Source organism: Sagittula sp. P11 (genome assembly GCF_002814095.1).
Lineage (GTDB): Bacteria > Pseudomonadota > Alphaproteobacteria > Rhodobacterales > Rhodobacteraceae > Sagittula.
In genome coordinates, this window is the sequence record NZ_CP021913.1 from 970,793 (window position 1) to 997,231 (window position 26,439).

The 26,439-nt window shown below is 67.5% G+C and carries 26 protein-coding genes; 8 read left to right on the top strand and 18 right to left on the bottom strand.

Annotation, left to right across the window (positions count from 1 at the left end; genetic code table 11):
• Window positions 1-50: 50 nt before the first annotated feature.
• Entirely contained in the window at window positions 51-572 is a 522-nt protein-coding gene (locus tag CDO87_RS04750) for a DUF1643 domain-containing protein (protein WP_100927708.1), read from the bottom strand.
• A 150-nt stretch (window positions 573-722) separates the two neighbouring features.
• On the opposite strand from CDO87_RS04750, the gene CDO87_RS04755 reads away from it, so the two are divergent.
• A complete protein-coding gene (locus tag CDO87_RS04755; RefSeq protein ID WP_100927709.1) occupies window positions 723-1,694 on the top strand; it encodes a threonine/serine dehydratase in 972 nt (323 codons plus the stop codon).
• 16 nt (window positions 1,695-1,710) lie between these two features.
• Here CDO87_RS04755 and CDO87_RS04760 read toward each other — a convergent pair whose 3' ends face one another.
• Genes CDO87_RS04760 through trxA form a run of 3 tightly spaced genes read right to left on the bottom strand, consistent with a single transcriptional unit; the run spans window position 1,711 to window position 3,506 of the window.
• Complete coding sequence (locus CDO87_RS04760; RefSeq protein ID WP_100927710.1) at window positions 1,711-1,929, bottom strand: Trm112 family protein; 219 nt, start codon at window positions 1,927-1,929, stop codon at window positions 1,711-1,713.
• Window positions 1,926-2,564 (bottom strand): LON peptidase substrate-binding domain-containing protein, encoded by a 639-nt coding sequence (locus tag CDO87_RS04765; protein WP_100927711.1) that lies wholly within the window; start codon window positions 2,562-2,564, stop codon window positions 1,926-1,928. Before CDO87_RS04765 ends, CDO87_RS04760 begins: the two co-directional genes overlap by 4 nt.
• Window positions 2,565-2,591: 27 nt before the next feature.
• Window positions 2,592-3,506, bottom strand: a complete 915-nt coding sequence (trxA, locus tag CDO87_RS04770; protein ID WP_100927712.1) for a thioredoxin — start codon at window positions 3,504-3,506, stop codon at window positions 2,592-2,594.
• A gap of 166 nt (window positions 3,507-3,672) precedes the next feature.
• Between trxA and CDO87_RS04775 the strand changes: the two genes are divergently transcribed.
• Complete coding sequence (locus tag CDO87_RS04775) at window positions 3,673-3,915, top strand: hypothetical protein (RefSeq protein WP_157814921.1); 243 nt, start codon at window positions 3,673-3,675, stop codon at window positions 3,913-3,915.
• 129 nt (window positions 3,916-4,044) lie between these two features.
• Here CDO87_RS04775 and CDO87_RS04780 read toward each other — a convergent pair whose 3' ends face one another.
• From CDO87_RS04780 to CDO87_RS04790, 3 genes are all read right to left on the bottom strand, one after another.
• Window positions 4,045-4,833 carry an exodeoxyribonuclease III gene (locus tag CDO87_RS04780; protein WP_100927714.1) on the bottom strand — a complete coding sequence of 263 codons (789 nt, stop codon included), beginning with the start codon at window positions 4,831-4,833 and terminating at the stop codon, window positions 4,045-4,047.
• 75 nt (window positions 4,834-4,908) lie between these two features.
• On the bottom strand, window positions 4,909-5,949 hold the full coding sequence (locus CDO87_RS04785; protein ID WP_100927715.1) for a succinylglutamate desuccinylase/aspartoacylase family protein: 1,041 nt from the start codon (window positions 5,947-5,949) through the stop codon (window positions 4,909-4,911).
• A gap of 303 nt (window positions 5,950-6,252) precedes the next feature.
• Window positions 6,253-6,906: a peroxiredoxin gene (locus CDO87_RS04790; RefSeq protein WP_100927716.1), complete on the bottom strand. Its 654-nt coding sequence runs from the start codon at window positions 6,904-6,906 to the stop codon at window positions 6,253-6,255.
• A 171-nt stretch (window positions 6,907-7,077) separates the two neighbouring features.
• Between CDO87_RS04790 and CDO87_RS04795 the strand changes: the two genes are divergently transcribed.
• Window positions 7,078-8,517, top strand: coding sequence for an aldehyde dehydrogenase family protein (locus tag CDO87_RS04795; protein ID WP_100927717.1), 1,440 nt, complete (start codon window positions 7,078-7,080; stop codon window positions 8,515-8,517).
• A gap of 69 nt (window positions 8,518-8,586) precedes the next feature.
• Here CDO87_RS04795 and CDO87_RS04800 read toward each other — a convergent pair whose 3' ends face one another.
• The 7 genes from CDO87_RS04800 to CDO87_RS04830 form a co-directional block, all read right to left on the bottom strand.
• On the bottom strand, window positions 8,587-9,231 hold the full coding sequence (locus CDO87_RS04800) for an RluA family pseudouridine synthase (RefSeq protein ID WP_100927718.1): 645 nt from the start codon (window positions 9,229-9,231) through the stop codon (window positions 8,587-8,589).
• Window positions 9,232-9,478: 247 nt separating this feature from the next.
• Window positions 9,479-11,923, bottom strand: coding sequence for an FAD-dependent oxidoreductase (locus tag CDO87_RS04805; protein WP_100927719.1), 2,445 nt, complete (start codon window positions 11,921-11,923; stop codon window positions 9,479-9,481).
• 91 nt (window positions 11,924-12,014) lie between these two features.
• Window positions 12,015-12,905 carry a homocysteine S-methyltransferase family protein gene (locus CDO87_RS04810; RefSeq protein WP_100927720.1) on the bottom strand — a complete coding sequence of 297 codons (891 nt, stop codon included), beginning with the start codon at window positions 12,903-12,905 and terminating at the stop codon, window positions 12,015-12,017.
• Window positions 12,902-15,364, bottom strand: coding sequence for an FAD-dependent oxidoreductase (locus tag CDO87_RS04815; RefSeq protein ID WP_100927721.1), 2,463 nt, complete (start codon window positions 15,362-15,364; stop codon window positions 12,902-12,904). The genes CDO87_RS04810 and CDO87_RS04815 overlap by 4 nt, the downstream gene beginning before the upstream one ends.
• Before the next feature lie 3 nt (window positions 15,365-15,367).
• On the bottom strand, window positions 15,368-15,736 hold the full coding sequence (locus tag CDO87_RS04820) for a GFA family protein (protein WP_198521820.1): 369 nt from the start codon (window positions 15,734-15,736) through the stop codon (window positions 15,368-15,370).
• 31 nt (window positions 15,737-15,767) lie between these two features.
• Window positions 15,768-16,334 (bottom strand): helix-turn-helix domain-containing protein, encoded by a 567-nt coding sequence (locus CDO87_RS04825; protein WP_100927723.1) that lies wholly within the window; start codon window positions 16,332-16,334, stop codon window positions 15,768-15,770.
• A gap of 179 nt (window positions 16,335-16,513) precedes the next feature.
• On the bottom strand, window positions 16,514-17,686 hold the full coding sequence (locus tag CDO87_RS04830; RefSeq protein WP_100927724.1) for an acetyl-CoA C-acyltransferase: 1,173 nt from the start codon (window positions 17,684-17,686) through the stop codon (window positions 16,514-16,516).
• Window positions 17,687-17,791: 105 nt separating this feature from the next.
• Between CDO87_RS04830 and CDO87_RS04835 the strand changes: the two genes are divergently transcribed.
• The 4 genes from CDO87_RS04835 (at window position 17,792) to CDO87_RS04850 (ending at window position 21,448) form a co-directional block, all read left to right on the top strand.
• The gene (locus CDO87_RS04835) at window positions 17,792-18,121 is read left to right on the top strand and encodes an STAS domain-containing protein (RefSeq protein WP_100927725.1); all 330 of its coding nucleotides are present in this window, start codon (window positions 17,792-17,794) and stop codon (window positions 18,119-18,121) included.
• Between the two features lie 23 nt (window positions 18,122-18,144).
• Window positions 18,145-18,603, top strand: coding sequence for an ATP-binding protein (locus tag CDO87_RS04840; protein WP_100927726.1), 459 nt, complete (start codon window positions 18,145-18,147; stop codon window positions 18,601-18,603).
• 469 nt (window positions 18,604-19,072) lie between these two features.
• Complete coding sequence (ggt, locus tag CDO87_RS04845) at window positions 19,073-20,650, top strand: gamma-glutamyltransferase (RefSeq protein WP_100927727.1); 1,578 nt, start codon at window positions 19,073-19,075, stop codon at window positions 20,648-20,650.
• Between the two features lie 177 nt (window positions 20,651-20,827).
• Window positions 20,828-21,448 carry a DUF805 domain-containing protein gene (locus CDO87_RS04850; protein ID WP_100927728.1) on the top strand — a complete coding sequence of 207 codons (621 nt, stop codon included), beginning with the start codon at window positions 20,828-20,830 and terminating at the stop codon, window positions 21,446-21,448.
• Between the two features lie 114 nt (window positions 21,449-21,562).
• On the opposite strand, the gene CDO87_RS04855 is transcribed toward CDO87_RS04850, so the two are convergent.
• From CDO87_RS04855 to CDO87_RS04870, 4 genes are all read right to left on the bottom strand, one after another.
• A complete protein-coding gene (locus CDO87_RS04855; RefSeq protein WP_100927729.1) occupies window positions 21,563-22,933 on the bottom strand; it encodes a glutamate--cysteine ligase in 1,371 nt (456 codons plus the stop codon).
• A gap of 68 nt (window positions 22,934-23,001) precedes the next feature.
• Window positions 23,002-23,526 (bottom strand): hypothetical protein, encoded by a 525-nt coding sequence (locus tag CDO87_RS04860; protein ID WP_100927730.1) that lies wholly within the window; start codon window positions 23,524-23,526, stop codon window positions 23,002-23,004.
• On the bottom strand, window positions 23,523-24,374 hold the full coding sequence (locus tag CDO87_RS04865) for a GNAT family N-acetyltransferase (RefSeq protein ID WP_157814922.1): 852 nt from the start codon (window positions 24,372-24,374) through the stop codon (window positions 23,523-23,525). The genes CDO87_RS04860 and CDO87_RS04865 overlap by 4 nt, the downstream gene beginning before the upstream one ends.
• 306 nt (window positions 24,375-24,680) lie before the next feature.
• On the bottom strand, window positions 24,681-25,412 hold the full coding sequence (locus CDO87_RS04870; RefSeq protein ID WP_254698338.1) for a 16S rRNA (uracil(1498)-N(3))-methyltransferase: 732 nt from the start codon (window positions 25,410-25,412) through the stop codon (window positions 24,681-24,683).
• Window positions 25,413-25,424: 12 nt separating this feature from the next.
• Between CDO87_RS04870 and ubiA the strand changes: the two genes are divergently transcribed.
• Window positions 25,425-26,408 carry a 4-hydroxybenzoate octaprenyltransferase gene (ubiA, locus tag CDO87_RS04875; protein WP_100927733.1) on the top strand — a complete coding sequence of 328 codons (984 nt, stop codon included), beginning with the start codon at window positions 25,425-25,427 and terminating at the stop codon, window positions 26,406-26,408.
• Window positions 26,409-26,439 lie beyond the last annotated feature (31 nt).

The following is a 26,439-nucleotide window of genomic DNA, read 5'->3' on the forward strand; positions in this document are numbered from 1 at the left end:
ATTCCCCCAAACAGGTTAAGGAAGCGTCGCCCCGTTCCGGAAAGACCGGGTCAAACTGCCACGGGGTAACGTGCCTCGACCGGCCACGGCACGGGTTGGCGGGCATAAGGAACGTAAAGCGGGTGGCGCGGGTGGCCTTCGCGGGTCAGGCCGAGGTGCCGGACATCGCCGGTCAGCCTGCGCGCGACTCGCGGCCCTTCTCCCATCAGCGCACCATGAACACCCCATGCGGCCAGCGTCATCTCCGCCCCGGCACACCAGTTCTCCAGCAGCGCCGCGTTCTCTGGCCCGACGGGATCGGCGACGGTGCGCAGTTCCTGCGGACGGGTTGCACGCCATGCAAAAAGGTTGGCGATGCGCATCCCGCCGAACCCGAGCTGCACGGCCCGCCGCTGGCAGCGCTCGATGGTCGGGTCGTTGGCCAGCTCCGTCGCGGTCGACGGGTTCAGCATGATGTACAGCAGCTCCGGACCCGCGCCCCAGACACGCCGCAGCCCGTAGCGCCACGCCAGACAGGGCGAGTAATACGCCCAGCTCCGAATGCCGTCTATTTTCGCCGTCCGCTCGATCATCGCCCGGCCTTCTGCCTTCTCGGACGGCCCGGCGCAAGACCGCGGGCATCGCCGGCCTGCAGCGCTTGACAGGGGTCGGCCTGCGCAGCACCTTGCCCGCGCGACATGAAGTAGGGCGGGGCTGTGCGCCGCCTCCCTCCGGAGATATCCATGAACATCCAGATGATAGAGGCCGCCGCAAAGCGCCTTGACGGCATTGTCCGCCGCACGCCGCTCCTGTCTTCCCCGGCGCTCGACGCGCTGGCCGGCCGGGCGGTCTACGTGAAACCCGAGTGCCTGCAGAAGACCGGCAGCTTCAAGTTCCGCGGCGGTTACGCGGCGCTCAGCTCGCTCTCGCCCGACCTGCGCGCCCGGGGCGTCATTGCCTTTTCCTCCGGCAACCACGCACAGGGCGTGGCCTATGCCGCGCGGCTGCTCGACACCACCGCAGTCATCCTCATGCCCGCCGACGCGCCCTCCGCCAAGATCGAGGGCACGCGCTCCTACGGGGCGGAGGTCATCCTTTACGACCGGGCCGGCGGGGCCTCCCGCGAGGAGATCGGCGCAGAGATCGCCTCATCGCGCGGCCTCACCCTGATCCGCCCCTACGACGAACCGGAGGTCATCGCCGGGCAAGGCACCTGCGGGCTGGAGATCGCCGAACAGGCGGCAGACCTCGGCATTACGGATGCGGATGTGCTGACCTGCTGCGGCGGTGGCGGGCTGACGGCGGGGATCGCGCTGGCACTCGAAGCCCGCGCGCCCGGGTTCCGCGTCCACCCAGCGGAGCCAGAGGGCTACGACGACACCGCCCGTTCCCTCCGCTCGGGCACGCGCGAGCGCAACGCGGTCGAGGCGGGCGGGCTGTGCGATGCCATCCTGACGCCGCAACCGGGAGAGATCACCTTCCCCATCGTGAGCCGACTGTGCGGGTCCGGTGTCGTGGTTTCGGACGAAGAGGCGCTGCGCGCCATGGCCATGGCTTTCCGCCACCTGCGTGTCGTGGCGGAGCCCGGTGGCGCCGTGGCGCTGGCCGCCGCGCTCTTCCACGGCCATGAACTGGAAACGGACAGCGTGATCTGCACCGTGTCCGGCGGCAACGTGGATACGGACGTGTTTGCCCGGGCGCTCAGCTACGCCTGACCACGGGCCGCAGCCGTCACGGATCGAGGCGGCGCGCCTCGTCCACCAGCATCACGGGGATCCCGTCGCGGATCGGATAGGCCAGACCGGCGGGCTCGCTCACCAGTTCCTGCCGGTCGGCATCGTAGCTCAGCACCGACTGGGACACCGGGCAGACCAGCGCCTCCAGCATCCTGCGGTCGAAGGCCACCGCCTCGGCCGCGTCTTGCCCGCCGTCATTCACATCAGCAGTCATTGCAGGACATCCTCTTCACCGCCCCTGAGGGCATATTCGATCAGCGTCACCAGCGTCTCGCGCCGGGTCGACAGCGACGGCGCCTCAAGAAGCGCCTGCTTGTCCTCCGGGCCGAAGTCCAGAAGCATCGACAGCGAGTTGACCAGAAGCTCGTCCTCGGCCTCCTGCAGGGTCTGCCAGTCCACCGACAGATCCCGAGCCGTGAAATACCGGTCCAACAGGTCAAGGAACGACGCCCGGTCAAAGCTGCGGTCCGCCTCCGGTCCCGCCTTGTCGCGGTCGAAGCCATCCCAGCTGACACGGCAGCGCCGGTAGGGGTGAAAGCCTTCCAGCTCCTCCTGCACCCGGAACCGGGAGATCCCGGACAGGGTGATCATGTATCGCCCGTCCTCCGTCTCCGAGAACTGGGTCACGCGGCCCGCGCAACCGATCCTGTGCAGCCCCTCCTCACGCCCCGGCGCAGCCATCGGCTGCACCATGCCGATCAGGCGCGTGTCCGTCTTCAGGCTGTCGTCGAGCATGTGCAGATAGCGCGGCTCGAAGATGTGCAGCGGCAGCCGCGCACGGGGCAGCAGAAGTGCCCCGGGAAGGGGAAAGACTGCAATGATGTCCGGGAGATCGCCTATGCGTGTCATACCCGGCTACCTAGACCGCACGACCGGTCAGGCAAATATCATCGAGCTCAATTTGCGGCGGCCGTTTAGCACCACGGGATCGTTGGGCTTCAGCGCCTCGAAGATGGTGAAGAGCTGCGCCTTGGCCGCGCCGTCGTTCCACTCTCGGTCGCGCCGGAAAACTTCCAGCAGTTCGGCCACGGCGCCTTCGGAATCGCCATGCGCGTATTTCGCCTTGGCGAGGTCGAAGCGCGCCTGCAGGTTATCGGGCTCAGCCTCCACCTGCGCGGTCAGCTCGGCCACCGGCCCGGCCTGCGCGGCCTGCTTCGCCAGCTCGATCTGCGCATGGGCGGCCTCAAGCTCGGGAGCCTTGGAGATCTCTACCGGTGCGCCGTTCAGGACCGCCTCTGCCGTGTCGAGATCGCCCGCCGCCAGATGCGCGCGCACCATGCCGCCATAGGCCTTGGCGTTCATCGGGTCCTCTTCCAGAACGGCGGCAAAGACTTCCACCGCGTCCGCCGGGGCGCCCTGCTCCAGCATCTCCTCGGCGGCGGCCAGCGCGTCGTCCAGCCCGCCGGAGGCATCGCCGCCCGCCGCCTGCACCACACGTTCGACGAAAGCCTTCAGTTCGGACTCCGGCAATGCGCCCTGGAAGCCGTCGACCGGCTGTCCCTGCCAGAAGGCATAAACCGTGGGGATCGACTGGATGCGCAGCTGACCGGCGATCATCTGCGCCTGGTCGACGTTGACCTTGACCATCTTCACCGCGCCCTTGGCAGCGGTCACGACCTTCTCGAGCGCGGGCCCGAGCTGTTTGCACGGGCCGCACCACGGCGCCCAGAAATCGACGATGATCGGCGTCGTCATTGAGGCATCGACCACCTCTGCCATGAACTCCGCCTCGGTGATGTCCTTGACCAGATCGCCTGCCGTCTGGCCCTGCGGCTGCAGATTCAGCTCCATCGTCTCTCCCCTCCGGGTTCGAATGCGTCAGACAGCTAGATGGATCACGCGGCCACAGGTTGCAAGAGCGCGGCACGCCGCAGGTGCCCCGGAGACCCTTATCCGTTTGTTAACCACACCAGCATATCCATGACCGCATGCGGCATTGTCAAGAGGAGGGCGTCCCGTGCCATCGGACATTCCCGTCATGCTCATCGGCCTCGCGATCGCCTTCTCGGCCATCGCCTTGGTCGCCCCGTTCAGGCCCTTCACCGGCCGCCTCACGGCTTTCGTCTCGCTGGTGGTGTCCCTGATCCTCTTCGCGACCCTCGCCCCACGCATGGCGATTGAGGATGAGGAGGTCGTCTCGCGCAGCCTGCCAAAGCAATGGACCGCGCCTGCGGACGGAACCGCATTACGCGATCACTGAAACGGTGGGCCGGGCGGATCGTCACGGCCAGCTTCGCTTATCCGCTAAGCCCGGCCGGACAAACGGTCATTGCCGCCGCACGTGAGGCAGGCCGCTGCGTTGTAGGGTGGGGTTACACCCCACGTCCCCTCACAGTTCGAAGGTCGCGAAGACCGGGGCGTGGTCGGACGGCTGTTCCCAGCCGCGGGCCGCGCGCAGGATCCGGCTCGAATGACCGGCGTTTGCGATGTCGGGCGTCGCCCAGATGTGGTCCAGCCGACGACCCTTGTCCGCCGCGTCCCAGTCCTTCGCCCGATAGGACCACCAGGAATAGAGCCGCCCGTCCGGGATGTCCTTGCGGGTAATGTCCACCCAGCCGCCGGCATCCTGAGCGGCGCCGAGGTGCTCCACCTCGACCGGCGTGTGCGAGACGATCTTCAGCAGCTTCTTGTGGTCCCAGACGTCGTCCTCGCGCGGGGCGATGTTCAGGTCGCCCACGAGGATCGCCTTCTCGGGCCGTTCGGCATGGAACCAGTCGCGCATCTCGGTCAGGTAATCCAGCTTCTGCCCGAACTTGATGTTCTTTTCGCGGTCCGGTTCGTCTCCGCCCGCGGGGACATAGAAGTTGTGGATCGTCACGCCGTTCTCCAGCCGCGCCGCCACGTGTCGTGCATGGCCGAGGGTGGCGAAGTCCTTGTCGCCCACATCCTCCAGCGGCAGCCGCGACAGGATGGCGACGCCGTTGTAGCCCTTCTGCCCGCGCCCGACCATGTACCGATAGCCCAGTTCGGCAAAGACATCGTGCGGGATCTTCTCCACCGGCGCCTTGCATTCCTGCAGGCAGAGGACGTCCGGCGCCTCCTCCTGCATCAGTTTCGACACCAGCGCCTTCCGGAGGCGCACGGAATTGATGTTCCACGTTGCAAGGGTAAAGCTCATCGGGCGGTCCTCGTCTGCTGCCCCGGCGGTATCGCAAGCCGCCGCGCGGGGCGCAACCTCCCGCAGGCCCGACGTTCAGATGATTTCGTCCTCGTCGAACAGCGCCGGCGCCTCGAGGTGGGAGTCGAAACCGCCATCCGCCGCGGCCTCTGCGTGTTTGCGAAGCGCGGGCTGGGCGATGTGGAACAGGGCGTCGCCCTCGTTGACCACGGGCAGGTTGGTGCGCCCGATGACGATGCCCGGGGTATCGGCCCGGACCTCGGCCTCGCGTTCGCCGAAGGGGTCGGTGACGATCCCCAGCACAGCGCCCTTTTCGACGTATTCGCCGCTGCCCTTCAGGGTCCGCAACAGACCGCCCGACGGCGCCCTGACCCAGGAAGACCGCTCGCAGAAAACCGACAGGCCCCGCGCCTTCGGCACGCCACGGCCCGAGATCATCCCGAGCGTCTCCATCACCCGCAGGATGCCCGCGACACCCGCCCGGGCGGCGAATTCGTCGAACCGCAGCCCCTCGCCCGCCTCGTAGAGCAGCACGTCGACGCCCGCCGCGCCCGCCTCCAGCCGCAGCGAGCCGTCGCGCACCTTGGAGATCATCGTCACCGGCGCGGCAAAGGCATCGCCCAGTTGCCGCAGCCGCGCGCTGCCCGGCGTCAGGCGGATCTGGGGAAAGTTCTCGCGCCCCACGGCAGCGGAATGCAGGTCGATGCCCACGTCGCAGCGCCGCACGATCTGGGTCATGAACAGTTCCGCCAACCGCGCCGCGAGCGACCCTTCGCTGTGGCCCGGAAAGACCCGGTTCAGGTCGCGCCGGTCCGGCAGGTAACGCGACTGGTTGAGGAAACCGAAGGAGTTGACGATCGGCACGGCGATCAGCGTGCCCGACAGGCGCGCCACCGGCCCCGCACGCAACAGGCGGCGCACGATCTCTACCCCGATCACCTCGTCGCCATGCACCGCCGCCGAGACAAAGATCACCGGCCCGGGCTTGCGGCCATGGATGACATGGGCCGACAGCGTGACCGGCGTATGATCCGACAGGACAGAGACCGGAAGGTCCACGGTCCGGCGCTCTCCCGGACGCACGATTTCGCTGCCAAGCTGGAACGGATCACGCATGTCTTTCCCCTTTCCCCTTCATAGGGAACGGTTTTTCGGGAAACTTCAAGGCGAGGCCAGCATGGATGCCCGCACCGCTGCCTGCCACCGAGGACGATTGCCCTTAACCGTGCAGACCGATCCGCCGCCTACCCGCTTGTGTGATTGCAACCTCTGCCCAGCCCGCAGGAGTCCACCGGTGCGACTCCCGCTCAGGCGTTCGCAAGTTCGCGACAGCGACAAACTAAAACGCCCCCGCACGTGCATGCGGGGGCGCAAAGACGTCTGGCCCACGATCTTGCCGCGGGCCGGCTTGATCCCATATCAGGACGGGTTCTTGGCGTAGCGCAAGTACGGCAGCTTGATGTCCAGTTCGCCGTACTTCGCCGCCGCCGCCTCGTTGTCCAGCGACAGGGCCACGATCACGTCCTGGCCGGTTTCCCAGTTGGCGGGGGTTGCCAGCGGCTGGTTGTAGGTGCGCTGCAGACCGTCGAGGGCGCGCAGCACCTCGGCGAAGTTGCGGCCGACCGACATCGGGTAGGTCATCATCAGCTGCACCTTCTTGTTCGGCGCTATGATGAAGACCGAGCGCACGGTGGCGCTGTCCGCCGGGGTACGGCCGTCCGGAAGGTAGGCGTCGGCGGGCAGCATGTCGAGCGCCTTGGCCACTTCCAGGCCGTCATCGGCGATGATCGGGAAACCGGCGGTCGCGCCCGCGGTCTTCTCGATGTCGCCTTTCCACTTCTTGTGCTCCTCGACGCCGTCGACGGAAATGCCCATCACCTTGGTGCCGCGCTTGGCCCATTCGTCCGCCAGTTGCGCAACGGCACCGAACTCGGTGGTGCAGACCGGGGTGAAATCCTTGGGGTGCGAGAACAGGATCGCCCAGCTGTCGCCGATCCAGTCATGCAGGTCGTATTCACCCATATCGGTGACGACGTGGAGGTTCGGAATCTCGTCGTTGATGCGAAGTGCCATGGCAGGGGTCCTTTCTTTCCGACTGTCTCGGGTTCAGGGTTGCGCAACTTAGATACGTTCCAGACTGCCCTTGTAAACCCCTCCCTTGCGCCCACCTTCCCTCGGTGACAGAGTGTCGCCGTTATCCGACCGTGCGGTCGGGAAAGCATCGGACTTGGGAGGGTCAGGCAAATGATCGAACGTCGTCAATTCTATATCAACGGTGCCTGGGTCGACCCGCTGGACGGTCGCGACCACGAGGTGATCGACCCCTCGACCGAAGAGCCCTGCGCGGTGATCTCGCTGGGCGGTCAGGCCGACACCGATGCCGCCGTCGCCGCCGCGAAGGCCGCGTTGCCGGGCTGGATGGCCACACCGCCCGAAGAGCGCATCGCTGCGCTTGAGCGGGTCTATGCCGCCTACAAGGAACGCGCCGAGGACCTGGCGCAGGCCATGTCGATGGAGATGGGCGCCCCGCTCGACCTCGCCCGGTCGTCGCAGGTCGGCGCCGGCATCAACCACCTGAAGAACTTCATCAACGCCGCCAAGGCGTTCGAATGGGAAAAGCCGCTGAGCCCGGATCATCCCGACACCCGCATCCTGCACGAGGCGGTGGGCGTCTGCGCGCTGATCACGCCGTGGAACTGGCCGATGAACCAAGTCACGCTCAAGGTCGGCGCGGCGCTGGTGGCGGGCAACACCATGGTCCTGAAGCCGTCGGAGGAAAGCCCGATCGACGCCATGGTCTTCGCCGAGATCATGGACGCCGCGGACCTGCCCAAGGGCGTCTTCAACCTGGTGAACGGCGATGGCGCGGGCGTGGGCTCGCAACTCTCGTCGCATGCCGATGTCGACATGGTCAGCTTCACCGGCTCGACCCGCGCGGGCATCCTGATCTCCAAGGCTGCAGCCGATTCGCTGAAGCGCGTGCACCTCGAACTGGGGGGCAAGGGCGCCAACCTCGTCTTCGCCGACGCAGATGAAAAGGCCGTCAAGCGCGGCGTGCTGCACATGATGAACAACTCCGGCCAATCCTGCAACGCGCCCTCGCGGATGCTGGTGGAATCCTCGCGCTACGACGCCGCTGTCGAGGAAGCCGCCGCCACCGCCGCCAATGTGACGGTCGGCCCCGCCTCCCAGGAAGGCCGCCACATCGGTCCCGTGGTCAACAAGACCCAGTGGGAGAAGATCCAGGACCTGATCCAGAAGGGCATCGACGAAGGTGCGCGGCTCGTGACCGGCGGCACCGGGCGTCCGGACGGCCTGAACAAGGGCTTCTACGTGCGCCCGACTGTCTTTGCCGACGTGACCAACGACATGACCATCGCGCGCGAGGAAATCTTCGGCCCAGTGCTCTCGATCATGAAATTCGACACCGAGGAAGAGGCCGTCCGCATCGCCAACGACACCCCCTACGGCCTGACCAACTACGTACAGTCCGAGGACGCGGAGCGCCGCCACCGCCTGTCGCGGCAACTGCGCTCCGGCATGGTGGAAATGAACGGCAAGTCGCGCGGCCCGGGCGCGCCCTTCGGCGGCATGAAGGCATCGGGCAACGGCCGCGAGGGCGGCAGCTGGGGCATCCACGACTTCGTCGAGGTCAAGGCCGTTTCCGGCTGGGCTGCCGAGTAACCTGCGCTTCCTGGACTGAACCACCAAAGGGGCCCCACCGGGCCCCTTTGCACGTCCGCTACCCTCTGCCTAGAACGGCGCGGGCTGGCGGAAGGTCATGCCCTTGCCGCTCTCGGGATGGCTCAGCCGCAGCTCCTCCGCATGCAGCATCATGCGCGGATACTGTGCCGCCGTCTCCGGCGCATAAAGCTCGTCGCCAAGGATCGGGTGCCCGAGCGCCAGCATGTGCACCCGAAGCTGGTGACTGCGCCCGGTATGCGGGAACAGGCGCACCCGGCTTTCCGTGTCCGACGCCTTCATCACCTTCCAGCCGGTCAACGCGGGCTTTCCCGTCTCGTGGCAGACCATCTGGCGCGGGCGGTTCGGCCAGTCGACGATCAGCGGCAGGTCGACCTCACCGCTCTTCGGTTCAAGCCGCCCGGCGACACGCGCCACGTAGGTCTTCTTCGTCTTCCGGGCCTCGAACTGCGCGCCAAGGTGCCGCTGCGCATGGGCGGTCAGGCCAAAGACCATCACGCCGGAGGTGTCGCGATCCAGCCGGTGGACCAGACGCACCGTGGGAAAGGCCGCCTCGAGCCGGCTCAGAAGGCAATCTGCCAGGTCCTCGCCCTTTCCGGGCACCGACAGCAGGCCCGCGGGCTTGTCCACCACCAGCAGATCGCTGTCTTCATGCAGCACCACGATGTCGCCGGAAGGCGGAGAATAATCGCTCATGCCCCAGCCTCTGCCAGAATGCCCCCGCCCCGGCAAGGGGCCCACCCCCTGCCTTCACAGAGCCCGCCGGAATGACAGGCGCGTAGCCGCCCCTTCATCTTGGCAAAAATACCTACTGCGGCCTCAGGTCCAAAACCGTAGCCGGGCCCCTGTACCCGCACACAACCAAAGGCTGCCGAGGCCGACAAGGCCCTTTGCATGATAACCCCGCCAACGCCTTGCATGGGCGTGCGGGAAGGCGTTTGTATCAGGCCCGGGTGCGTGCGCCCTTCGGATCGTACATCGGTTTCAACGAGGCCTTTGCCGGCACGCGCACCCCAGCAACGTCAATCTCGTAGGCGGAGGACAGCAGCGCATCGGCGCTTTCGCCCGCGCAGGGCACGTAGCCGAGCCCGACCGCACCGCCCAACGCATGGCCATAGGCACCGGAGGACAGGTGTCCGACGATTTCGCCGTCCCTCAGGATCGGTTCGTTGTGATACAGGAGCGGCTCGGGATCGGTCAGCAGGAACTGCAAAAGGCGCCGGTCCAGCCCGGCCTCGCGTTTGGCCAAGACCGCGTCACGTCCGATGAAGTCCGGCTTATCGGTCTTCACGGCAAAGCCCAGCCCCGCCTCCAGCACATGGTCCTCGCAGGTGATGTCGTGGCCAAAGTGGCGGAACGCCTTCTCTGCCCGGCAGGAATCCATCGCGTGCAGACCGCAGAGGCGCAGACCCTCCGGCTCCCCTGCCGCCATCAGCGCGTCGAAGACATGCACGGCCATGTCGGCGGAGGCATAGACCTCCCAACCCAGTTCGCCCACGTAGGACACCCGGTGCACGCGCGCCTCCCCCATGCCGATGTGCACCTGCTGCGCCGTGCCGAAAGGGTTCGTCGCGTTGGAGAAGTCGCCGTCCGAACAGCCTTCGAGCACGGTACGGGCGCGCGGTCCCATGACCGCCATGACTGCCTCTCCGGCCGTGACGTCGGTGATCACGGCGTTGCGGTCGCCGAGGTGGCGACGCAGCCAGGTTTCGTCCGCGCGCCGCGTGGCCGCGGGCGTGACCACGAGGAAGGCGGTTTCCGACAGGCGGGTCACGGTCACATCCGCCTCGATCCCGCCGCGGGCATTCAGGAACTGCGTGTAGACGATCCTGCCTGCGGGCACGTCGACATCCGCGCCACAGACGTGGTTCAGGAAAGCCGCCGCGTCGCGCCCCTCCACCCGCAGCTTGCCGAAGGAGGACATGTCGTAGAGGCCGACGCCCTCGCGCAGCGCCATATGTTCGGCGCGCTGGTTCTCGAACCAGTTCTGCCGACCCCAGGAATAGGCATACTCCCGCGCCTGTCCGGACTCTGCGTACCAGTTGGCGCGCTCCCAGCCGGACAGTTCTCCGAAGACCGCGCCGCGGGCTTCCAGCCGGTCGTGCAGCGGCGAACGGCGGATGCCGCGCGCGGTGGCCTTCTGGCGGTAGGGAAAGTGATCGGCGTAGAGCAGGCCCAGCGTCTCCGACACCCGCGCGGCGAGGTAGGCTGGATTGGCCTGGAAACCCTGCGCGCGGGCGATGTCCACGTCGCCCAGATCGAAGGGCTTCGCGCCATCCACCATCCATTGCGCGAGCGCCATCCCCGCGCCCCCCGCCGACTGGATGCCGATGGAGTTGAAGCCCGCCGCGACCCAGACATTCTCCGTCCCCGGGCAGAGGCCCATGTAGTAGGCGTTGTCCGGCGTGAAGCTTTCCGGCCCGTTGAAGAAGGTATGGATGCCCGCCTGCCCCAGCACCGGCATCCGGTGGACCGCCTGTTCGAGAATCGGCTCGAAGTGATCGAAATCCTCGGGCAGCTGGTCGAACTCGAAATCGGCAGGCAGGCCCTTGACGGCCCAGGGCTTGGCCTTCGGTTCGAAGGCGCCGAGCATGAGCTTGCCCGCGTCCTCCTTGTAGTAGGCGCATTCGTCCGGCACCCGCAGGACCGGCAACGCGCCAAGCCCCGCGATGGGTTCGGAGACGATGTAGAAATGCTCGCAGGCCTGGAGCGGCACGTCGGTGCCCAGCATCCGCCCGACCTCGCGCCCCCACATGCCGGCGCAGTTGACGACATGCTCGCAGGCGATGGTCCCGGAGGTGCCGTCCTCCGCCTGCCAGTCGACGGCGCTCACACGCCCGCCCTGCCGGGTGACGCACAGCGCCTTCGTGCGCTCGGCGATTACCGCTCCGCGCATCCGGGCCCCCTTTGCCATGGCGAGCGCGATGTTGGCCGGGTCGCCCTGCCCGTCCTTCGGCAGGTAGACGCCGCCCACCACGCCGTCGGTGTTGAGATGCGGGTACTTCGCCGCGATCTCTGCCACGTCGATCTCGCCGATCTCGACCCCGAAGGCCCGGGCCATCGCGGCCTGCCGCCGGAGTTCCTCGTGCCGTTCGCCGGTCAGCGCCACGGTGATCGAGCCTGTGCGGCGGAAGCCGGTGGCGGTGCCGGTCTCCTCCTCAAGCGTGCCGTATAGTTCCTGGCTGTACTTCGCGAGTCGCGTCATGTTGGCCGTGGCGCGGAGCTGCGCGATCAGGCCTGCCGCGTGCCATGTCGTGCCGGAGGTGAGCTGCTTGCGCTCCAGAATGACGATGTCGGTCCAGCCGAGTTTCGCGAGGTGGTAGGCGACGGAACAGCCGATGACCCCGCCGCCGATGATGACGACGCGGGCTTGGGTGGGGAGAGTCATGTCCGAATCCTTTGGTTTCGGCCCGCCTTCGGCGCGCCGATCCGCGCGCCCTTCGGGCGCGAATGTGAGTATTTGCAAAGCAGAGAAGACATCAGGCGATCTCATGCCCGGCAGCGCGCAGGCGTCGGGCGATTTCGGCGGTATGGGCGGGGCCGGTCTCGCAGCAGCCGCCGAGGATCGTGGCGCCGCGGTCCAGCCAGGACATGGCGTGGGTGGCGTAGATCTCCGGTCCCATGTCGCGACGCGCGACGAGGCTGTCGACAGTGGGCCGGTCCTTCAGGAAATCCTTGGTGATCCGGGTGAAGCCGTTGGCATAGGCGCCTGTGGGCAGGTCGCCGCGCGCGAGGATGTCGAGCGCGGCGGGCATCGCCTCCGGCGCGGAGCAATTGACGAGGAGGGCTGCGGCGCCGTCGCGCGCGATGGGAAGGACGTCCGCGACCTTTTCGCCGGAGCGCAGCCGCGTGCCGTCCTCGTCGTCGACGCTGATCGACAGCCAGACCGGCTTGCCCGCCTCCAGCGCGCCTGCGAGCGCCGCGCGGCAGGTCAAAAGCGAGGCGGCGGTCTCGATCACGATCAGGTCGGCGTGAGGGGCCATGAGGCGCGCCTTCTCGGCGTAAAGCGGGATCGCGGCGTCGAGGTCGGGATGCTTGTCGGTGCGGTAGCTGGCGCCCAGAGGTGCGGTGCTGCCGGCGACCTTCCCGCTGCCGAATGCATCGCGGGCCTTGGTCGCCTCTGCCATGGCAGCCTCGACCAGTTCTTCGTAGCGGTCCTCGATCCCGGCGGGGGCCAGACGGTCGCGCAGGATTGCATAGGTGTTGGCGGTCGCGACGGTGGCGCCTGACGCGAAGTAGTCGGCGTGGATCTCCTGCACGAGGCCGGGCCGGTCGATCATCACCTGCGTGGACCACAGCGGCGTGGGGCGGTCGCCCGCCCGGTGAACAAGTTCCTGCCCCATGCCGCCATCGAGAAGCGTGACCTTCATGCCCTGATCCTTTCGTTCTTCGGGTCCCAGAGCGGTGAATCGCTCCGCACCGTGGCCTTGCAGAGCGTGCCGAAGATGTCGACCTCGACCTCCGTGCCCGGGATGGTCAGGTCGGTGCGCAGCATCGCCAGCGCCACGGAGGCGCCGACCCCGTAACCCCAGGCGGAGGAGGTGACCTCCCCCACCACCTGGCCGTTGTGCCAGACGGTTGCCATGGCGGGGGCGTCGCAGCCCTGCGTCTCCACAATCAGCGGGGCGAAGCGTTTCGTCACGCCGGTCTCCGCCTGCGCGGTCAGCGCCGCCTTGCCGCGGAAATTCGGTTTCGACAGGTCCACGAAACGGTCCAGCCCGGCCTCCAGCAGCGTGTAGTCCGACGAGAGGTCGCCCTTCCACGTCCGGTAGCCCTTTTCGATCCGCAGGCTGTCGAGCGCGAACATGCCGAAGGGTTTGGCCCCCGCGACCGTCAGCGCCCCCCAGATCGCCGGGGCGTCGTCCGGGTCGCAGTGAATCTCCCACCCCAGTTCGCCGGCGTAGGACACCCGAATGAGCGCGCAGGCCTTGCCCGCGACCGTGGCGTCGTACTGGACCGACAGCCACGGCAGCGACAGGTCGGCGTCGGAGATCTGGTCCAGCACCTCGCGCGCCTTCGGGCCGGTGACCAGAAGGCAGTCCACCTTGTCCGAGAAGTCCTCGACCGTCACGCCCTCCGGCGCGCCGTTCGACAGGAGGTCGCGGTCGTGCCATTGCGCCACGGCAGCGGTGATCAGGCCGACCTGCTCCGGTCCGTGGTTGAGCGCCGTCATCTCCGTCAGGATGCGCCCTCGGTCGTCGGTGAAATACAGCAGGCCCACGCGGTTCTCTGCCGGGAGGCGGGAAGCGGTCAGGCTGTCGACCCAGTCCCGCGCGCCCGGCCCGCTGACGATCAGCCGGGTGAAGCCGCAGATCTCCAGCACGCCACAGCCGTCGCGCACCGCCTCGCATTCCTCGCGCACGCGGGTCTGCCACGGGCCGTCCCGTTCCCAGGTCTCGGTGGCAGTCTCGGAGGTGTCGTCGCCGGTATGCGCGAACCATGTCGCCCGTTCCCAGCCGTTGTAGGGCGCAAACTGCGCACCCGCCGCCGACAGGCGCTCGTACAGCGGAGAGAGCCGCCGGTCGGGCGCCGCGGGCCAGCGGTGCCGGGGAAAGTGCATTGCGTATTCGTGGCTGTAGGTCTCGATAGCCTTGGCGAGGCAATAGTCCGGGTCGGTGTAGCCGGTGTAGCGGCGCGGATCGCAGGACCACATGTCCCATTCCGTCCGGCCCTCAGTCACCCACTCCGCCAGCACCTTGCCCGCGCCGCCCGCCTGCGTGATGCCGAAGGTGAAGACGCAGGCTTCGTAGGCATTCGGCACCCCCGGCATCGGGCCGAGCAGCGGCAGGCCGTCCGGCGCATAGGGAATCGGGCCGTTGATCACCCTGCCCACGCCCGCCTGCCCGAGGATCGGCACCCGCGCCATGGCGTCCTCGATATACCATTCCAGCCGGTCGAGATCGTCGGGATAGAGCTGGAAGGAGAAATCCTCCGGCATGGGATCGTCCGGCGTCGCCCAATGCGCCTTGCAGTTCCGCTCGTAGGGGCCAAGGTTGAGGCCGTATTTCTCCTGCCGCAGGTAGTAGGAAGAATCCACGTCCCGCAGGAGCGGCAGCTTGCCGTTCTCCTTCGACCAGGCCTCTAGCTCCGGGATCGGTTCGGTCAGGAAGTACTGGTGGCTCATCACCGCCATCGGCACGGTGCGCCCGCCATGGGGCACGAACCACTCGCCGACCCGCTGCGCGTAGTAGCCCGCCGCGTTCACCACCTTCTCGCAGCGGATCTCGCCCTTCTCGGTCTCGACGATCCAGTCCGCACCCTCGCGCCGCACGCCGGTCGCGCCGCAGAACCGCTCGATCCGGGCGCCCTTCATGCGCGCGCCCTTGGCCAGCGCCTGTGTCAGTTGCGCCGGGTCGATGTCGCCGTCGTCCGGATCGTAAAGCGCGCCCGCCAGATCGTGGGTTTCGAGGAAGGGATAGCGGCCCTTCAGGTCGGAGACCTGCAGCATTTCCAGCGCCATGCCCTGGTATTGACCCATGCCGCGCGCCCGCTCGAATTCCATCATGCGCTCGCGGGAATGGCCCAGCCGGATCGACCCCGTGACGTGATAGTTCATCGGATAGTCGACCTCGGACGCAAGCCGCCGGTAAAGCTGCAGCGAATAGCGCTGCATGTTCATCACCGCCCAGCTGGTAGAAAAGGACGGGCAGTTCCCGGCCGCGTGCCAGGTCGACCCGGCGGTCAGCTCGTTCTTCTCCAGCAGCACCACGTCCCAACCCGCCTGCGCGATGTGGTAGGCGCAGGACACCCCCACGGCACCGCCGCCAATGATGACCACGCGGGCCTGTGACGGCAGGCGCCCCTGATCCTGTGTCGGAGTGTCAGTCATGTCTCACCTCTGGGGAACGCCGTCCGCGATGTCGTAGTAGTCGCCCTTGTCGGCTGTGAAGATGTGCTTGGTCAGCCGCAGCCCCGTGGGCGCGTCCAGCGCGCCGAGGGCAAAGCTGATCGTGTCCTCGTCATGCGCCTGCCAGAACAGGAAGGAGCCGCAATCCGGGCAGAACCCGCGCTGCGCCTTGTCGGAGCTGTCGAACCAGCGCACCTCTCCCTCGACCGTCAGGGCGTCCTTCGGCACATAGGCCGAGGCCCAGACATGCCCGGACATCCGGCGGCACTGGCCGCAATGGCAGGCGCTGGCGCCCTGCGGCTCGGCCTCTGTCCGGAAGCGCACCGCGCCGCACAGGCATTGTCCCTGGGTCATGATCTTCGCTCCCTCTTCTCCGTGGCCGCGCTCAGTACACCGGCGGCGCGATCACCCAGATCGCAACCGCCGCCTCGTCATGCGGATTTTCCCAGCGGAACGGCTCTCCCCTGATGCGAAAGCTGTCGCCCGGGAAGATGCTGAACCGGTCCGCGCCGATGGTCATTTCCAGCCGCCCGGACAGCAGGAAGGCCACCTCCTGCGTCGGGCGGGTCACCGTCTCTCCGATCTGTGAATGCGGCTCGAACCGGCAGTGCACCATCTCGAAGTCGTCGGCGAGGTCGGGGGACAGGAGTTCCTCCACCAGCCCCGACACCCGCGATCCGATGGGCCGCCGGGTGCCACGACGCACGATCCGCCCGACCTCCTCCGGTGCGGCGGCCTCGTGCCGGGCCAGCATGGAGACGGAGACGTCGAGTGCCTTCGCAAGGTGCCGCAGATCGGTGATCGAGGGCTCCGACAGGTCGCGTTCCACCTGGCTCAGCCACCCGACAGAGCGACCCAGCTTGTCCGCCAGCTGTTGCAGCGTCAGGCCGCGCGTCCGCCGAAGCGTCCGAAGGTCAGAACCGAGCGTGGCCGGCGGCGCGTCCATCTGCATGTGCGTGAAATTCTCCCGTCTTTTTTCATGATGCCGGGAGCGAGTGAAAAATCAAGGGGATTTTTCACGGGAGGAGGCGGAAAAGATGTGGGCGCCGCCCCCAACGCGAGGCCCCGCCATACCGGTCCCACGCAGCGCAGGGCTGGCACATCGCCGCCCCGCCCCGCGTCAAGGCCTTGTCAGATACGTTCGATCGCGATGGCGGTGCCTTCGCCGCCACCGATGCAAATCGCCGCGACACCGCGCCGTGCGCCGCGTTTCTCCAGCGCGTTCAACAGGGTCACGATGATCCGCGCCCCCGAGGCGCCGATGGGATGCCCCAGTGCACAGGCCCCGCCGTTCACGTTCACCACGTCGCGCGGCAGGCCCATCTCCTTCATGAAGGCCATGGGCACCACGGCAAAGGCCTCGTTGACCTCCCAGAGGTCCACGTCGCTCTTCTTCCAGCCGATCCGGTCCAGCAGCTTGCGGGCCGCCGGGATCGGCGCGGTCGGGAAGTCCTTCGGCGCCTGCGCGTGGCTCGTATGGCCAAGGATGCGGGCACGCGGCAGGACACCCCGGCGCACAGCCGAATCCAGCGTCGTCATGACTAGCGCCGCCGCGCCGTCCGAGATCGAGGACGAGTTCGCCGCCGTCACCGTACCGTCTTTGCGGAACGCCGGTTTCAGCATCGGGATCTTCTCGGGGCGCGCCTTGCCGGGCTGTTCGTCGCGGGTGATGATCTCTTCGCCGTGGCGGGTATGCAGCGTCACCGGGCATATCTCGTTCTCGAAGGCGTCGGAGCGTTCCGCGTCCAGCGCGTTCGACAGCGACGCCAGCGCGTACTGGTCCTGCGCCTCGCGGGTGAACTGGAACGCCTCGGCGCAATCCTCGGCGAAGGTCCCCATCAGGCGGCCCTTGTCATAGGCGTCCTCCAGCCCGTCGAGAAACATGTGGTCGACGACCTGACCGTGGCCGATCCGTGCGCCGCCGCGCATCTTCGGCAGCAGGTAGGGCGACAGGGTCATCGACTCCATGCCGCCCGCCACGATGCACTCCGCATGTCCCAGCGCCAGCCGGTCCCAGGCCAGCATCGCCGCCTTCATGCCCGAACCACACATCTTGTTCAGCGTCGTCGCCGGGACGTCGTCGCCCAGGCCTGCCGCGAATCCCGCCTGCCGGGCCGGGGCCTGCCCCTGTCCCGCAGGTAGCACGCAGCCCATCAGGACCTCGTCCACGCTCCGGTCGGCGTGACCATCCAGCGCGGCGCGGATCGCCGCGCCGCCCAGCTTCCAAGCCTCCTGTTCGGCAAAGACCCCCCGGAACCCGCCCATCGGCGTCCGCGACGCCCCTGTGATTACTACGTCCTGCATGTGGAACCCTCCCATCTTGGGACATGCATACCGAATGGTAAGGATTCGCGTCTAGGGTCCGTTGCCGAGGGACGCGGTGTGCGCCGCACCAGGGAAAGGGCAGCCATGGAACTCAGCACCACATCCGACAAGGGCGTGACGATCATCCGGGTCGACGCCGACCGCATCGACGCCGCGGTCGCGATCAGCTTCAAGGATCGGATGCGCGAACTCCTCGGGGGGGCGTCGGGCCGCGTCGTGCTCGACCTCGAAAAGGTGGACTTCATCGACTCGAGCGGGCTTGGCGCCATCGTCGCCGCGATGAAGCTGATGCCGCCGGGTGCCAAGCTGGAACTGGCCGGTCTGTCTCCGGCCGTCGACAAGGTCTTTCGCATGACCCGCATGGATTCGATCTTCCAGATCCATGAAACTGCCGTCACCGCGCTGAGCGCCTGACCGGCTGTGCCGCGGAGGCAGAGATGAATGCAGAACTGCGGGATGACGGGAGTTTCGTCATCCACGGTGTTCTTGGCAACACGCCGCAGGCGGTCACTCTGGCCCTTCGTGAAGTACGCGCACATCTCGACCGGCGCCCGCCTTTCGCCGACCTCGACGCATCGTGGGAGATTGTCGTGGCGGAGGTGCTCAACAACATCGTCGAGCATTCCTATGCCAACGGGTCCGCGGGGAGCATCGGCCTCCACCTGGCCTTTCACCCCGACACCCTGCACGCCGAATTCCTCGACACCGGCCTCGCCATGCCCGGGCACGCACCGCCGCAGGGGCCCGCCGCCAACCTCGACGTGCCGACCGCCCACCTTCCCGAAGGCGGATTCGGCTGGCACCTGATCCGCACCCTCGTGACCGACCTCGACTACTCCTGCGCCGAAGGCACCAACCGCCTCGCGCTGGAAATGCCCCTATCGCGCGCATCGTGATGCCGCTCCACGCGCCCCGATGGCATATCCGCTGTTTCACGCTTCTCTGAAGGGTCACGTTCCCGAAATGACCCTACGGCAGCCACAATCGCGCCCGATTGGAACGTCATCTTCGGTCTTGTAGCTGCATATGGCTTCACCTCGGTGCCGCGTGTTATCAGCCCCCACCCAGTGCGCGGCACCGAGGTTCTATGCACCCAGAACACGCCCCATCGCGGGCGTCTTCTTGCGTTTCAGCCCCCCGCCACACCGCGTAACTCAGGCCACGAAATGACCCACACCGGATCACATTTGCGCCGCGATCCGCCAGCATACATGGCCTTGTAGCTGCATATGGCTTCACCTCGGCGCCGCGCGTTATCAGCCCCCACCCAGTGCGCGGCGTCGAGGTTCTGACTTCCCCTTTCCGCATGGATTGACGCCCCCGTTTGGCCGCCTATCCTGCGCGCAAGACGCAGGGAGGCAGAGCATGCGCGATTTCCAGAAACCCGGACGGTCCCCCGTCCTCGCCATGAACGGCCTGTGCGCCACCTCGCATCCGCTGGCGGCTTCGGCTGCCGTGGACGTGCTGCGCCGGGGCGGCAACGCCATGGACGCCGCCATTGCCGGGGCGGTGATCCTCGGCCTGTGCGAACCGGCGATGACAGGAATCGGGGGCGACTGCTTTGCGCTCGTCTCGCCTGCGGGCACCGAAGACGTGGTTGCCGTCAACGGCTCCGGTCGCGCGCCTGCCGGTCACAACGCGGCGCTGCTGCGGGGCGAGGGACACGGCACCGTGCCGCTCGACCACCCCTACGCCGTCACCGTCCCCGGCGCCATCGACGCCTTCTGCGCCATGTCCGACCGCTGGGGCAGGCTGGGCCTCGCCGACAGCCTCGCCCCGGCGATCCGCTACATGGACGAGGGCGTGCCGATCGCGCCCCGTGTCGCCTTCGATTACCAGCAGGCGCACGAGAACCTGCAGGGCGTCGCCCGCCGCCACTTCCTGAAGGACGGCAAGCCGATGCAGACCGGGGACATCCTCGCCCTGCCCGGACAGGCGGAGGTCCTGCGCCGCATCGCCAAACATGGCCGCAGCGCCTTCTACGAAGGTGAGGTCGCCGAAGACATGCTCGCCGCGCTCAACGCCGGTGGCGGCCGGCATACCGCCGAGGACTTCGCCGCCGCGCAAACGACCTTCGCCGATCCGCTGGCGGGCCACTACAAGGGCCGCGAACTGCTGGAGCATCCGCCCAACGGCCAGGGCATCACCGCGCACCTGATGCTGAACATCCTGTCGCATTTCGATCTCGCCGCGATGGAGCCTTTCGGTGCAGAGCGCGCCCATGTGGAGGCCGAGGCCGCGAAGCTCGCCTACGATGCCCGCAACCGCTTCCTGTCCGATCCAGACACGATGACCGGCCTCGCCCATCTTCAGGCGCCGGAGACGGCGGAACGGCTGGCCGCGCTGATCGATCCGAACCGGGCGATGGTCTCGGCCACGACGATTTCCGAGGCGGTGCACAAGGACACGATCTATCTGACCGTCGTCGACCGCGACCGGATGGCCGTGTCGCTGATCTACTCGGTCTTCCACAGCTTCGGCTCCGGCATCGCGTCCGAGAAGTTCGGCATCCTGTTCCAGAACCGTGGCGCCGGCTTCTCGCTGGCCGAGGGCCACGTGAACGAGATGGCCGGCGGCAAGCGTCCCCTGCACACGATCATCCCGGCCATGGTGCGGGAAGAGGGCCGCGTGACCATGCCCTTCGGCGTCATGGGCGGCCAGTACCAGCCCAACGGCCACGCGCGCGTCATGACCAACATGACGGACTACGGAATGGACCCGCAGGCCGCGCTCGATGCCCCGCGCAGCTTTGCGGAGAACGGAAAGCTGATGCTGGAACGCGGTTATGCGCCCGAGGTCGCCGCGGCACTGGCCGAAAAGGGGCACAAGGTGGAAACGCCCGTCACCCCGATCGGCGGCGCGCAGGCGATCCTGATCCACCCGTCGGGCGTGCTCGAAGGCGCGTCCGATCCGCGCAAGGACGGCTGCGCCATAGGCTACTGATCCGGTCGCGGTGCCTCTCCCGGGGGGGCACCGCTCCGCCCCGCAAGGCGATGCCACGGTCTGGCGCCGCCGTTCGGGCAATTGATTTCGAATGCCGTCAAGAAATCTCAACGCCGCCGCAATCTCGCCCCGGACAACCCTCAACCATAGGGTGTCACCCGTTGGAGAGCTTGCCACATGATCGGACCTCTGCAGGCCATCGGCCGTTTCTTCACCCGCGCGCTGGACTTCGGCGGTCGTGCCACCCGGGCGGAGTTCTGGTGGGTCCAGCTGGCCTATGTCCTGCAGGCCGCCGCTCTCGTCGCGGTCGTCGTGACGGGCACGGTTCCGAAGGCCCTGCTGTTCGATCCGGCCACCGGCGCACCGGGGATGGCGATACAGCTCTACGGCCTTTTTATGACCGCGCTTTTGGTCCCGGGCCTGACGCTCTGCATCCGACGTCTGCACGATACGGACCGCTCCGGCTGGTGGTACTGCATCCTATTCGTGCCGCTGATCGGCCCGCTGTGGTTCATCTTCCTGATGCTCCAGCCGTCTGACTATACGAACCGCTTCGGGCCCAACCCGCACGATGGGCCGGACCGCTCGCTGCGCGAGATTCCGTCCACCCCGGCGGCACCGCAGCCCACGGCCAGCGCCCGCCACGCCAGGGCGCCGAAGAAATCAACCGCCTGGGACAGCGCCCATGTCATCCTGCAGGTGGACGCCGCGCCAAGCCCGGCCATGCGGCAGGCCCGCAAGGCGGAGATCAGCGACTACTACCGCCGCAACATCCTCAAGGAAGTCCCGGCAGAGTGACCATGCGTCCCTCCACAGAAGCACCCGAAGGTCCATCCGACACGCGCCGCCAAACAGCATGACCCGATGTAGGGCGGAGATTCTCCGCCCTCCGCCATGGCCAGCGGCACGTTTTCAGTACGAATAGGCGGCGTAGATCCGGTTCAGGTCGCCGTTCCAGTCGCCGTGGTAATGTTCCAGCAGTTCGTCCGCCGGGGTCATGCCGCTCTCGACGCTTTCCTTCAGCGCGCTGAGGAAATGCGTCTCGTCGGGCACCAGCCCGCCCGCACCGGGACGGGCCCGCGCCTTCAGACCCGCCTCGCAGATCTCCAGCACCTCGCGCGCGAGGTCGTGCATCCGGATGCCGTCGACCTCCGCCGCCAGCGCATCGCGCGTGGCCGCCAGCCGCAGCGCCTCGCGCTGCTCCGCCGTCCAGTTGCGGCACAGGTCCCAGGCCGCGTCCAGCGCGGTCTGGTCGTACATCAGCCCCACCCAGAAGGCCGGCAGCGCGCACAGCCGCCGCCACGGACCGCCATCGGCGCCGCGCATCTCGATGAACTTCTTCACGCGCGCATCCGGGAAAGCGGTGGTCAGATGGTCTGCCCAATCCGAAAGGGTCGGCGTCTCGCCCGGCAGCGCGGGCAGCTTGCCCTCCAGGAAATCGCGGAAGGACATCCCCAGCGCGTCCACGTACTTGCCGTCCCGGTAGACAAAGTACATCGGCACATCCAGCGCGTACTCCACCCAGCGCTCGAAGCCAAAGCCCTCCTCGAAGACAAACGGCAGCATCCCCGTGCGCGAGTCGTCGAGCGTTTCCCAGATCTGCATCCGCTTGGATTTCACGCCAACCGGCTTGCCTTCGAAGAACGGCGAGTTGGCGAAGAGTGCGGTCGCCACGGGCGACAGCGCAAGCGCCACGCGCATCTTCTGCACCATGTCCGCCTCCGACCCGAAGTCGAGGTTGACCTGCACGGTGCAGGTCCGGCGCATCATCTCCCGGCCCGTGGTGCCCACCTTGGGCATGTAGGCGTCCATCAGCTTGTAGCGGCCCTTGGGCATCAGAGGCATCTGGTCATGCGTCCAGACCGGCGCCGCACCCAGTCCGATGAAACCCACGCCCAGTTCATCGGCAACCCCCTTCACCTCGCGCAGGTGCTCGTTCACCTCGTCGCAGGTCTGGTGGATGGTCTCCAGGGGTGCACCGGACAACTCCAGCGCGCCGCCCGGTTCGAGCGAGACGTTCGCCCCGTCCTTCGTCAGGCCGATGAGGTGACCGCCTTCCTCGACGGGTGCCCAGCCGTGGCGGTCGCGCAGCCCCTCCAGCACCGCCCGGATGGAGCGTTCGCCGTCATAGGGCAGCGGGTTCAGGGTGTCCTTGCAGTAGCCGAACTTCTCGTGCTCCGTCCCGATGCGCCAGTCTTCCTTCGGCTTGCACCCGGAGGCGAGGTAATCCGCCATCTGGTCAAACGATTCGATGGGGCCGCCGCCGGACTGTGGGATGGACATGGTGGGAGGCTCCCGATCTCTGTTCGCTGTCGTTCAGGTTACCGTCCTGTCGGCATTCTCGCGGACTGTCAATGCAACCGATCTGGTGCATTGCGCAGGGGACCTGCGCGCCAGATCACGACCGGGATGCGCGACCCCGCCTTCATCTGTTTCAGCATGTGTTCCGTGCGGATGCCCGGCAGGCTGGCAAAGGCGTCGAACAGCCCCTCTGCCCCGCGTGCCGTCAGGGGGATGGACAGGGGCGCCTGCCCGGGCACGCGCAGCACCCAGTGCGGCGGCTTGCCGGAGGGGTCGAGCACCACGCTCGACAACGCCTCAAGGTCGACCACGCCGCCATCCAGCGGCCCGAAGTAGCTGATCCGCTTCTCGACGATCTGCACCACGCCCGGCCCGTCACTGCCGACGCGGAACCGCGCCCGCTGCACGCCCGCAGCCGCCAGCAGGACCCCCGCCGCCACCAGCGACCAGCCGATGACCGCCAGAACCGGCCCGGTGGCCGCGATTGCCCAATAGAGCCCCAGCGCCGCGACACAGGCCGCGGCGGCCACCTCGCGCCACCGCCACAATAATCTGCGCGCCTCCCTCCGGATCATGGGGCAGTCCCCAGGGTCAGCGGCTCGCGCAGGATCGTCACACGGTAGTCGCCACACCGGACAAAGCCGATCCGCTCGTAGGCCTTGGCCGCCGCGGGCGAGGCCGCGAAGAGGATCGCAAGCTCCGCCCCGCGCGACCGCGCATTCGCCAGCAGCCCGGAGACGACCCGTCCGGCCCGCCCCTCTCCGCGCAGGTTTTCCGGCACGAAGACACCGCCCACCTGTACAGCCTGCCCCGCACGCGCGTTGATCCGCGCCATGGCCACCGGCCGGCCGCGCTCTTCCATGATCTGGGTGTCCGCCGACCCGACCGCCGCCCGCGCCCGCACTGCCGCCTCGCGGTCGATGCGTGACGCCGGACAGGTTTCGGTCTCCGACAGGTAGCGCACCCACCAGTCCGCCAGCATCGTGACATCCGACTCCCGCGCCTGCCGCACAGGCGGCACCTCTCCCAGTCCGGAAAGCGGCAAGCGGTACAACGGCTCCACCCGGTTCAGGGACAGCGCATCCGGCGACACGGGCAGGGCACGCAGGAGCGCGTCCATCTGCTCCACGTCCCCTGTCATCCCGGTCAGCGTGTAGCCTTTCAGCAGATGGGCATAGGTCTGCGCCTCGGTGGCGGAGAGGCCGGGCAACTGGCACATCAGGAAGCCGCCGTTGGTCGCACCGAAAACGCCGGTGATGCCCTCACCGGTCTCGCGCAGGAAGAAGGACGTGCCATGCGGGTGCGTCGCGTTGTTCACGCCATGCGCTTCGAGGTTGCCGAGCAGGAACATCGAATGTTCGATCCGCTTTTCGAGGAACGCGACCATCGGCCCGATGTCTGCCTCGGTGGCCTTGCGGATCATCTTGTCATTTCCTCGAACCAGGTCGTCACGCTGCAAAAGATGCCTGCATTCCGGCATCGGCCGGAAGCGCCAAGATGCCGTGCCGCCACGCCGGAGGCAACCCGCCTGCCCCGCCATCCGCGCGGCCCGGTGGCCGCCAAGCAAGGTTCCGCCCCCGGCTCCCTGCGCAAGCCTCCCGCCAGGTATTTTTCACCAAGATATGGGCGAGACATCACATCCTTCATCTTGGTCACAAATACCTGAATCCCGGACCGACCGCATGCGGACCGACCGGGCATTATGAGGCAGCCTTTCCAGGGGCCGCGGTCACGTCCAGTCGCCCAAATGCGCCTGCCACAGCGCGAGCGCCGCGACAGCGGCGGTTTCCGCGCGCAGGATGCGCGGGCCGAGGCTCACGGCGCGGGCGCAGTCCATCTGCGCCAGCCGGGCACGTTCGCGGTCGGAGAAGCCGCCCTCGGGTCCGATCAGCACCGCCCAGGGACCGGGGCTCAGCCCGTCGAGGGCGGTCGGAGCACCTGCCGCGGTTTCGTCGCAAAAGAGGATCTGCCGGCTGTCGTCCCAGTCCGCCAGCAGCCGGTCGAGCCGCGTCATCTCCGCGACCTCGGGGACGAATGTGGCGCCGCATTGCTCGGCGGCCTCCACCGCATGGGCCTGCTGCTTGTCGACCCGCAGCCGTTCGGAATTGGTGAATTCGGTCTGCACGGGCAGGATGCGGCGTGCGCCCAGCTCCACCGCCTTCTCGACGATGAAGTCGGTGCGGGCCTTCTTCACCGGCGCGAACATCAGCCAGAGATCGGGCGGCGTGCCCTGTGCCGCCAGCCTGTCGCGGCAGACGAGAGTGCCGCCGCGCTTGCCCGCCTCGGCGACTTCTGCTGCCCATTCGCCATCCCGCCCGTTGAACAGGGCGACGCGGGCGCCGGGCTCGAGCCGCATGACGCCGAAGAGGTAATGCGCCTGCTCCCGCGACAGCGCGACCTCCTGTTCCTCGGACAAAGGCTGGTCTACACAGAGGCGGATTTTCGGTTTCTCGAACGACATGGAGGGGACCATATGACCGGTGCGCAGCAGACGCCAGAGGCGCAGAGGCCCGAACCCTCGGGTCAGGTTTCGGATGCCGTGAAGGGCAACTGGGTCGACCACCACGCCCCGGCCTTCGCCCGCCCCTACCTGCGGCTCAGCCGCGCGGACCGGCCGATCGGGACGTGGCTCCTGCTGCTGCCCTGCTGGTGGGGGCTGACGCTGGCCATGGTGTCGGACGGCCGCGCAAGCTGGTTCGACCTCTGGATCTTCGCGGGCTGCGGGCTGGGCGCGGTGCTGATGCGCGGCGCAGGCTGTACCTGGAACGACATCACCGACCGCCACATCGACGGCTCCGTGGCGCGCACCGCATCGAGACCGATCCCCTCGGGCCAGGTCACTGCAAAACAGGCGCTCGCCTGGGCCGTGGCGCAATCGCTCATCGCCTTCCTGATCCTGCTGACCTTCCCGCCCATGGCCATCGCGCTTGGCGTGCTGTCGCTGGCGCCGGTGGCGATCTACCCCTTCGCCAAGCGCTTTACCTGGTGGCCGCAGATCTTCCTCGGCATCGCCTTCAACTGGGGCGCGCTGCTGGCCTGGACCGCGCACACCGGCACGCTGCAATGGCCGGCCGTCTTCCTCTATGTCGCAGGCATGGCGTGGACGCTGTTCTACGACACCATCTACGCCCATCAGGACAAGGAGGATGACGCGCTGATCGGGGTGAAGTCCACCGCCCGCCTGTTCGGCGACGCCGCCACGCCGCGCTGGCTCGCGCGGTTCCTCGCCCTGACCGTCGCCCTGCAGGGGATCGCCATCGTGATGGCGGCACCCGAAGGCGAGATCCTGAAACTGGTCGTGGCGCTCGCCGGGCCCTGGGCGATGGGCTGGCACATGCTCTGGCAGATGCGCAGGCTTAAACTGGATGACAACGACCGGCTGCTGGAGCTCTTCCGGTCCAACCGGGACGCGGGACTCCTGCCCGTGCTGTTTTTCGCCGCCGCGATAATCGCCTGATTGCACAGACCCTTTGGACTGCGTATCTACC